The sequence below is a fragment of the Halostella sp. PRR32 genome, from assembly GCF_034808085.1.
Lineage (GTDB): Archaea > Halobacteriota > Halobacteria > Halobacteriales > Natronoarchaeaceae > Halostella > Halostella pelagica.
This window is the reverse complement of sequence record NZ_JAXHGL010000022.1, coordinates 1-487: the sequence shown is the minus strand read 5'-3', so window position 1 is coordinate 487 and position 487 is coordinate 1. Positions and strand designations below refer to the sequence as shown.

1 protein-coding gene is annotated in these 487 nt (G+C 69.6%); it reads left to right on the top strand.

Annotation, left to right across the window (positions count from 1 at the left end; translation table 11 throughout):
• Positions 1 to 89 precede the first annotated feature (89 nt).
• On the top strand, positions 90 to 487 hold a 398-nt coding region (locus SM753_RS20220), incomplete at its 3' end, for a hypothetical protein (RefSeq protein WP_323192883.1).

Genomic DNA, 487 nt, shown 5'->3' with positions numbered 1-487 from the left:
CCCGTCCACACTTTCAGCCTAGCTCTAGCTACATACACTCTTCATCGTATAGCTAGTAGCCAGCTTTCTCGTCCAACACGGCATCACAAATGGCCACTGCCGAGGTCCAGACCCCGACCACCGTGGTGACCCAGGAGGCCCCCGCGGTAGAGACCCCGCCGGCGGCCGTCGTTGCCGAGGACACCCCCGGGCCGGCAGCAAAGGCCGTGGCTGAGGAGGCTGCCCCCGCCGAGGCCGAGGCCGAGGCCAAGGAGGCGGAGCCAGCTGCCGCAGCCGAAGCAGAGGCGCCAAAGGACCCGGAGCCTGCCGCTGCTGAGACGACCGAGGCCAAAGAGGCGGAGCCAGCTGCCGCAGCCGAAGCAGAGGCGCCCAAGGAGCCGGAGCCTGCCGCTGCTGAGACCACCGAGGCCAGGGAGGCGGAGCCAGCCGCGGCGGAGGCCGAGACCAAAGAGGCAGAGCCGGCGGCCACTGTGGAGGCGAAGGAGGC